General features: G+C 66.2%; 6 protein-coding genes and 1 pseudogene. 5 read left to right on the forward strand and 2 right to left on the reverse strand.

Features of this window, described 5'->3' with window-relative positions; translation table 11 throughout:
* Positions 1–31 precede the first annotated feature (31 nt).
* Positions 32–724 carry a metal-dependent transcriptional regulator gene (locus tag FPP74_RS11930; RefSeq protein ID WP_095536686.1) on the forward strand — a complete coding sequence of 231 codons (693 nt, stop codon included), beginning with the start codon at positions 32–34 and terminating at the stop codon, positions 722–724.
* A 3-nt stretch (positions 725–727) separates the two neighbouring features.
* Complete coding sequence (galE, locus tag FPP74_RS11935) at positions 728–1,696, forward strand: UDP-glucose 4-epimerase GalE (RefSeq protein WP_095534733.1); 969 nt, start codon at positions 728–730, stop codon at positions 1,694–1,696.
* A 1-nt stretch (position 1,697) separates the two neighbouring features.
* Here galE and FPP74_RS11940 read toward each other — a convergent pair whose 3' ends face one another.
* Entirely contained in the window at positions 1,698–2,894 is a 1,197-nt protein-coding gene (locus FPP74_RS11940; protein WP_144718804.1) for a DUF4192 domain-containing protein, read from the reverse strand.
* Positions 2,895–3,096: 202 nt separating this feature from the next.
* Here FPP74_RS11940 and FPP74_RS11945 point away from each other — a divergent pair, with 202 nt between their 5' ends.
* From FPP74_RS11945 to FPP74_RS11955, 3 genes are all read left to right on the forward strand, one after another.
* Positions 3,097–4,149, forward strand: coding sequence for a PAC2 family protein (locus tag FPP74_RS11945; protein WP_144718807.1), 1,053 nt, complete (start codon positions 3,097–3,099; stop codon positions 4,147–4,149).
* Between the two features lie 43 nt (positions 4,150–4,192).
* Positions 4,193–6,721, forward strand: coding sequence for an RNA helicase (locus tag FPP74_RS11950; protein WP_144718810.1), 2,529 nt, complete (start codon positions 4,193–4,195; stop codon positions 6,719–6,721).
* A 238-nt stretch (positions 6,722–6,959) separates the two neighbouring features.
* Positions 6,960–8,177: an FAD-binding oxidoreductase gene (locus FPP74_RS11955; protein WP_186439448.1), complete on the forward strand. Its 1,218-nt coding sequence runs from the start codon at positions 6,960–6,962 to the stop codon at positions 8,175–8,177.
* Between the two features lie 55 nt (positions 8,178–8,232).
* Here the strand turns inward: FPP74_RS11955 and FPP74_RS11960 are convergent.
* Positions 8,233–8,492 (reverse strand): annotated as a pseudogene (locus FPP74_RS11960) (HNH endonuclease); the annotation flags it as partial.

Here is an 8,492-nt window from a genome sequence, read left to right on the forward strand (position 1 = left end):
CTGCACAGAGTGACTCAGAGGGAGAGGCAGCATGCGTGATCTCGTCGACACGACCGAGATGTATTTGAGAACTGTGTACGAGCTTGAGGAAGAAGGCATCACGCCGCTGCGCGCGCGCATCGCGGAGCGCCTTGAGCAATCCGGCCCGACCGTCTCGCAAACGGTGTCGCGCATGGAGCGCGACGGCCTGCTCGTGGTCCAGCCGGACCGCTCCCTCGCGCTTACCCCGGCGGGGCGCCAGCGCGCCACCGCAGTGATGCGCAAGCACCGCCTGGCCGAGCTGCTGCTGACCGACGTCCTACAGCTCAACATCGCGCAGGTCCACGACGAAGCGTGCCGATGGGAGCACGTCATGAGCGAGGACGTGGAGCGCCGCGTCGTCGCCGTGCTGGGCAACCCGACCCGCTCCCCGTTTGGCAACCCGATCCCGGCGTTGGAAGAGCTCGACGCCACGCCAAGCTCCGAAACCGCGTACGGCACCCGCGCGAGCGACCTCGAGCTCGACGGCCCGACCGAGGTCACGGTGGTGCAAGTGAGCGAGATCTTGCAGCAGCTCTCCGCAACCGTCTCCCCGACTGTCGGCGTCGCGTCCTTCGTCGGCTCGCAGGTCACCCTCGAGCAGCACGACGGTGGCGCGATCATGCTCACCACCAAGGACGGCGAACGCGTCGAACTCTCACCCGAACTCGCGCACGCACTGCGCGTCACCCCAGTGGAGGATTAACCCGTGAAGCTTGTAGTCACCGGCGGTGCCGGCTACGTGGGCAGCGTATGCGCTGCTGTGCTCGTCGAGGCTGGCCACGACGTCATCGTCATCGACGACTTCAGCACCGGCAACCGCGACGCCGTCCCCAACGGGGCAACGTTGGTCGAGGGCCATATTTCCGACGTCATCGACCGCGTCCTGTCCGCCGGCGACGTCGACGGCGTGCTCCACTTCGCCGCCCGCTCGCTGGTCGGCGAATCCATGGAGGTTCCCGCCGAGTACTGGCGCGACAACCTCGAGGTCTCACTCACCTTGCTCAACGCGATGCGCGCACACGGCGTGCACTCGCTCGTGTTCTCCTCCACCGCCGCCACCTATGGCGAGCCGGAGGCAGTGCCCATCACCGAGGACGCCCCAACCCGCCCCACCAACACCTACGGGGCGACGAAGCTGTCCATCGATTACGCCATCACCTCCTACTGCCAGGCCTACGGCATCGGCGCGACGAGTCTGCGGTACTTCAACGTTGCCGGCGCGTACGGCGACTACGGCGAGCGTCACCGCACCGAGACGCACCTCATCCCCATCGTGCTGCAGGTTGCCCTCGGCCAGCGCGACGCCATCAAGATGTTCGGCGACGACTGGCCCACCACCGACGGCACCTGCGTTCGCGATTACATCCACGTGAGGGATCTTGCCGACGCCCACGTGCTCGCACTCGAGGCGAATACCCCAGGCACCCACGAGATCTACAACCTTGGCTCCGGCGACGGCTACTCCGTCCGCCAGGTCGTCGAGATGTGCCGCGAGGTCACCGGCCACGAGATCCCGGCCGAGGTCGCACCCCGCCGCGCCGGCGACCCGGCCGTGCTCATCGCCTCTTCGGACAAGATCAAGCGCCAGCTGGGCTGGAACCCCACGCGCACCGACCTGCGCACCATCGTCCAAGACGCGTGGGACTTCACCTCCGCCCGCCACGGGGGTGCTTGAGTCACGCCGCCTGCTCGCGGAGCAGGTCGTCCCACGACTCGCGGCACCCGGCGAGTGCGGTGTTGACCATCCCTTGCCACTCGCCGATCGCCATCAGCTGGCGCTGCACCGCGGACAGCGAATGCCCTGGCACCTCGTCCTGGGCCGCGCGCAGCGCCGCGAACGCCCACGGCTCCAGGCCCGACGCCGCCGCTGCGAGCGCCCACAAGCTCAGCGCGTTCGCGCGGATGACGCCCGTAAAGTTTCGCGCGATGAGCAGCAGCGCCTGAGCGGCCGTCGCGGAGTGCTCGAGGACGTCCTCGACGAGACAATCGCGCAGCTTACTGCGGGACAGCAGCGAGGCCAGCAGGACGATCTCCTCGTCGTCGCGGAAGCAGTCGCTCAACTGCAGCGGCCGGCGTGACGTCCCCGCCGGAAACTCCGGGTTGCCCGCGCCGCCATGGATGAGCGTCACGCAGCCGTCCTCGATCAGGTTGATGGCGTCCCACCTGTCGCCGCAGCCCTCGCCGGCGCCTGCCGGGTGCGGCGCGAGTTGTTGGATGAGACGGCGGCCGGAGTGATACGCGGCGTCGTAAAGCGCGCGGCATCGGCGCAGGTCGCCGGAATTGTCGGATTCGAAGAATAGGTGCATGTCCTCGCGACGAAGCTCTGGAAGCATGCCGTTGTCAAGCAATCCGCGCATGGTTGGCGCGTGCACGATCGACGGCACGGTGCCGGAGAAGTAGGAGGCGGGGGCGGCGGTGCGCTCGTGGTGTGCGGGGAAGAGTTGGGGGCTGGTGGCGTCGAAAAGCAGGGTGTAGGGCGTGCCCGCGGCGATCTCGGAGACGTGCCAGCACGCGGCGATTGGCGGGAGGTCGAGTTGGGTATCCAGAGACTGCAGGAAGTAGGCGGTTTCCATCGCCAAATCCGAGTTCGGGATGCGGGTGATGATGACGGCGAGGTGGAGGTCCTGGTGGGCGTCGAAAAGCGCGCGCAGCCCGAACGCGATCTGCTCCTCACTCGCCAGATCGGCGCGCACGATCGGACCAACCGTGTACGAGGTGGCATCCTCGCCGGCGTGGCTCAGACCGATGAGGACGAGGGATTCTTGCGGGTAGAAGCCGAGCGCGCCTGGGATGCAGGCGATGAGTTCGGCGGGGCCGTACGGCGGGTTGTAAGGGCGGTGGTCATTGGCGTCAAAGTTTCGTGATTGCTTCATACATATTGGACGCAAAAAGCACCGCCTCGGTTCCCTCGGCCGAGAAACTTCTTTACTGCGGTATCATTGTTGCCACCTTGGCGCGGGACGCGTGGAATAGTTTCACCCCTGGCGTAGTTGTCTTTGATAATGCGAAAAGGTACGCCACCCGGCACTTGTCCGGGCTATGTGGCGTACCGCGAGATCATTTGGGAGGAAGCACATGTCTGATACGTCTCGCATGTATGAACTGGAATACCCGGCACCCTCCGTCGGCGAGGAATCCGCGAACGGCCCGGCGCTCGTGGTGGCAATGCAGGGTTACGCCGACGCCGGCCACGCCGTCGAGGGAGCCGCCGAGCACCTCAAGGCTGCGCTGGACTCCCGCACGCTCGCCACGTTTAGCAACGACGAGCTCATTGACTACCGCTCGCGCCGCCCCGCGGTGACCATCGCGCAGCACGAGATCACGGACATCGATGACCTGCAGCTGGACCTGCGTGTGCTTCGTGACGAAGCAGGGCGCTCCTTCCTCCTCCTGTCCGGCCCCGAGCCCGACTTGCGGTGGGAGGCGTTCAGCGAGGCCGTGAGCGACCTGGCGCAGCGCTTCGGCGTCGCGCAGACGATTTGCCTCTACGCGGCGCCTATGGGCGCCCCGCACACCCGCCCGCTGGTCGTCTCGGCGCACGGCAACAGCAGCGAGCTGGTGGGCAACATGTACACCTTCGACGGCATGGTCACGGTGCCCGGCTCTGCTTCGATCCTCATTGAGCGCGCCCTGCACAAGCGCGGCAAGCCCGTCGCCGGGTTTACGGCGCACGTGCCCCACTACGTGGCGTCGTCCCCGTACCCGCACGCGACGTTCCAGCTGCTCCAGTCCATCGAGGATGCGACCAAGCTGAAGTTCCCGCTGCGCGCGCTGGAGTCGGACATCACGCGGGTGTCGCAGCAGCTGGCCGAGCAGATGGCCGGTTCCGACGAGATCGCCCACGTGGTCCACGCGCTGGAGGAGCACTACGACAAGGAGATCAGTGACTACCGCGAGCGCCACCCGCAGGCCATGATGCCGGGCGAGGCGCAGGTGCCGAGCGGCGAGGAGATCAGCGATGCGTTTGAGAACTACCTCACCGCCATCGAGGACCGCGATCGCGTGCTCGGCCAGGACGAACAGCAGCTGAGCCTGCCGTTCGGCGACGACGAAAACAATTTGCTGATGGACCACTTCCTCATCGACCCTGAAGACCCTGCAGACCCGGAAAAACCGGACGACGAGTAGGTTTCGCCCCTCGGCTACGGTGGTGAGCGTGACTTTATCTGACATGCTCGCCGATCTCGCCGACGTCCCCGCACCGCTTCTCGACGAAGCCGCGTGGAACTCCTTCCTCTCCTGGACCTCGTCCCGCGGTATTTCGCTCTACCCGGCTCAGGAAGAAGCGTCGCTCGCGCTGCTCGCCGGTGACAACGTCATCCTCGCCACCCCCACCGGCTCCGGCAAGTCCCTGGTGGCCAACGCGGCGCACTTCATCGCCCTAACCCGCGGGCAGCGCACGTTCTACACCGCGCCGATCAAGGCGCTGGTCAGCGAGAAGTTCTTCGCGCTGTGTGAAATCTTCGGCGCCGAAAACGTCGGCATGATGACCGGCGACGCGACGGTCAACGGGTCCGCGCCGATTATCGCGGCGACGGCGGAGATCGTCGCAAATATTGCCCTGCGCGAGGGCAAGGACGCGAAGATCGACCAGGTGGTCATGGACGAGTTCCACTACTACTCCGAGCCCGACCGCGGCTGGGCCTGGCAGGTACCGCTTCTTGAGCTGCCGAAGGCGCAGTTCCTGCTCATGTCTGCCACCCTCGGCGACACCGCTTGGCTGGAGAAAGACCTCACCGAGCGCACGGGCCGCCAGACCACCTATGTCGGCGGGTCCGAGCGCCCCGTCCCGCTCGATTTCCACTACGTGTTCACCCCGGTCCACGAGACGATCGAGCAGCTTCTCGACGATGGCAAGGCCCCCATCTACGTCGTCCACTTCTCCCAGCGCGAAGCTACCGAGCGCGCCCAGGCGCTGACCAGCCTGAAGATCATCACCGACGAGGAGAAGCGGCGCATCGCCGAAGAGATCGGCTCGTTCCGCTTCACCACAACCTTTGGCAAGACGCTGTCCAAGCTGGTGCGGCGCGGCATCGGTATCCACCACGCCGGCATGCTGCCCAAGTACCGCCGCTTGGTGGAGCGGCTCTCACAAACCGGCCTGCTCAAGGTGATCTGCGGTACCGACACGCTGGGCGTGGGCATCAACGTGCCGATCCGCACCGTCGTGATGACCGGCCTGGCCAAGTACGACGGGACGCGCCAGCGCATCCTCAAATCCCGCGAGTTCCACCAGATTGCGGGCCGGGCCGGGCGCGCCGGCTACGACACGGAGGGCACCGTTGTCGTGGAGGCGCCGGAGCACGAGATTGAGAACGTAAAGCTGCGCAGGAAGGCCGGCGACGACCCGAAGAAGCGCAAGAAGCTGCGGAAGAAGTCCGCCCGCGACGGCGAGGTCTCCTGGTCCGAGGACACGTTCAACCGGCTCACCACCGCAGAGCCGGAAGAGCTGACCAGTCAGTTCAGCGTGTCCAACTCGATGCTGCTCAACGTGGTGGCCCGCCCGGGCGACGGCTATGAGCACATGCGACACCTGCTGCGCACCAACCACGACTCGCGAGCGAAGCAGAACCGAGACATCCTTACCGCGGTCGACTTGTTCCGCGGGCTGATCAACGCGGGCGTCGTCGAGCGCACGCCCGACTCGCCCGCATTCCGCCCCTACACGCTCACCCGGGAACTGGACCGCGACTTTGCGCTCAACCAGCCGTTGTCACCGTTCGCGCTCGCGTTCCTCACCATCTTGGACCCCGAGTCCGACACCTACGCGCTCGACGTCATCTCGACGTTTGAAGCAATTCTCGACGACCCCCGACAGCTCCTCCAGGCGCAGCAATCCGCCGCCCGCGGCGAGGAAATCGCCGCGCTCAAGGCGGACGGCGTGGACTACACCGAGCGAATGGCGCTCATCGAGGACGTCACCTATCCGAAGCCGCTTGCTGACGAACTCGACGAGGCCTTCGACACATTTTGCCAGGGCAACCCGTGGGCGAAAGAGTTCGAGCTCGCACCGAAGTCCGTCGTGCGCGACATGATCGAGCACGCCATGACGTTTTCCGACCTCATCGCCACCTACGGCCTCGCGCGCAGCGAGGGAGTGGTGCTGCGCTACCTCACCGACGCGTGGCGCACGCTGTCCCATTCCGTCCCCGAAGCCAACATGAACGAGGAGCTCGAGGACATCATCGTGTGGCTCGGGGAATTGATCCGCCAGGTGGACTCGTCGCTTATCGACGAATGGGCGCACATGGCCGACGAAGACTCCCCCATCGACCAGGCGACGCTGGACCGCGAACTGGCGTTCGGCGTCGAGGACCCGAACGCCCTCACCGCCAACCGGCGCGCCTTCACCATCATGGTCCGCAACGCCTTCTTCCGCCTCGCCGAACTTTTCGCGCTGGAGAAGGAGCGCGAGCTGGACGAGATGTTCGACTACCTTGACCCGGACGCGCGCCCCGACTTCCCCGCCGGGATGGACGACTACTTCGACGAGTACGACGACGTCGACACCGGTCCCGACGCTCGTGGACCCGAGTACTTCCGGCTTGGCGACACCACCGGGCGCACCTGGGAGGTCACCCAGATCCTCAAGGACCCGGAGGACGACAACGCGTTCCAATTCCACGGCGTCGTGGACTTGGACGCCTCCGATGAGGCGGGAGAGGTCCGGCTCCGATCTTTGGAATTGCGGGAGGGGTAGCTCTTTTGGGGGTGGCGTGGCGTCGATAAGCATGCCCCTTTTCTGTGGATAGACAGGTACGTGAGCTGGGCTTTTCATGTGCGCCGCTGCATAACTTGCATAATATGCAGTGCGTAAAATTCACCCAGCGAACGTGACATTCACCTCACTGGCTTGCGGTACATTGTTGTTCCAAACACAATCCGACAATTTGTGAGGAGTAACACAATTGACTCGTGCGCTCGTGATCGGCGCAGGCATGACAGGCCTGTCCACCGCATGGTTCCTGCAGGAATACGGGTACGACGTTGAGGTCGTAGACAAAATTGGCGTCGCGGGCGGCTCCTCGTGGGGCAACGCCGGCTGGCTCGCGCCCGGCAAGACGATCCCGCTGTCCAACTCCAGCCTCTGGGCGTACGGGCCGACCGCGCTCTTCGATCGCAACGCCGCGCTCTCCGTCCCCGTGCGCGTCGACCCGAAGCTGTGGGCGTTCTGCGCGCAGTTCATGGCGCACGCCACGCAGCGCGCGTGGGACAAGACCATGGCCGGCCTGACCCCTGCCGACATGGCCTCGCTCGCCGCCTTCGACGACCTCGAAGCGGGCGGCGTGACCTCAAAGTCCTACCGCTCGCCGTACATCATCGGCTTCGAGTCACAGTCGCAGGCCAAGGGCTTCCTCAAGGAGGTCGACGGGGCCATCCGCCACGGCCAGGAGATCCCGTTCGAGCCGATTTCGCTTGACGACGCCCGCGAGCACGCCCCCATGCTCACCGACAATGTCAAGGCGATCTACCGCATGCAAGGCCAACGCTTCATCGAGCCCGGTCCTTACTGCCAGGCCATCGCCGACTCGTTCACCGCGCGCGGCGGCACCATCACCACCGGCGCCGAAGTGACGAAGGTGACCTCCACCCGCAAACCGGCCGTGCAGCTGTCCACGGGCGAATGGAAGCCTGCCGACGTCGTCGTGATCGCCACCGGCGCCTGGATGCCCGCACTGGCGCGCGAGCTGGGCGTCACCACCATGGTGCAGGCGGGTCGCGGCTACTCGTTCAGCGTGGAGACGGAGACCGTGCCCGAGTGCCCCGTCTACCTGCCGGAGCAGAAGATCGCCTGCACGCCGTACCAGGGCCGCCTGCGCGTGGCGGGCACGATGGAGTTCCGCGGCCCCGACGAGGCGTTCCAGCCGGGCCGCGTCGCCTCCATGATCCACGCGACGAAGCCGATGTTCCGCGGCATCGACTGGGACGCCCGCCAGGACGAGTGGGTCGGCTCGCGCCCCGTGACCCCGGACGGCCTGCCGCTCGTCGGTGCGACCAAGGTGCCCAACGTGTACACCAACGGCGGCCACGGCATGTGGGGCATCGTCCTCGGCCCGGTGTCGGGCAAGATGCTGGCCAAGCAGATCGCCACCGGCGAGGTGGACCGCACCATCGAGCCGTTCGACCCGCTGCGCAGCCCGTTCGCCGGCCTGTAGGCCGCCGCCTTTCGGGCATGCGTGTATGCGCCAGGGGCGCTGGCGCATGCGGTGGCTAATGCGCGGGTCTTCGGTGCGGCGCGCGGGCGGTGTGGTCGGTGCCGGTGGGGGTGGCGTTTCCGTATGGCGAGACGTAATAGATCTGTCCGTCCCGCCGTTCGGTGTGGCCCCGGGCGCCGGTCGCGGCCTGCGAGTTGTGGTACTGGCACAACCAACCAAGGTTGGCGGGCGTGGTCTCGCCGCCGTGGCGGTGTTCGCTCATGTGGTGCGCCTGGCAGCGTGTGGCTGGTACGGTGCAGTCTTTCCAGGTGCACG

Source organism: Corynebacterium sp. NML180780, from assembly GCF_007786415.1.
In the GTDB taxonomy this organism is placed as follows: Bacteria; Actinomycetota; Actinomycetes; order Mycobacteriales; family Mycobacteriaceae; genus Corynebacterium; species Corynebacterium gottingense.

Excerpts from the sequence above, each read along its gene's own strand:
- FPP74_RS11940 (WP_144718804.1), bottom strand. The coding sequence starts at position 2,894 with ATGAAGCAATCACGAAACTTTGACGCCAATGACCACCGCCCTTACAAC.
- FPP74_RS11950 (WP_144718810.1), top strand. The coding sequence starts at position 4,193 with ATGCTCGCCGATCTCGCCGACGTCCCCGCACCGCTTCTCGACGAAGCC.
- FPP74_RS11955 (WP_186439448.1), top strand. The coding sequence starts at position 6,960 with ATGACAGGCCTGTCCACCGCATGGTTCCTGCAGGAATACGGGTACGAC.
- FPP74_RS11945 (WP_144718807.1), top strand. The coding sequence starts at position 3,097 with ATGTCTGATACGTCTCGCATGTATGAACTGGAATACCCGGCACCCTCC.
- FPP74_RS11930 (WP_095536686.1), top strand. The coding sequence starts at position 32 with ATGCGTGATCTCGTCGACACGACCGAGATGTATTTGAGAACTGTGTAC.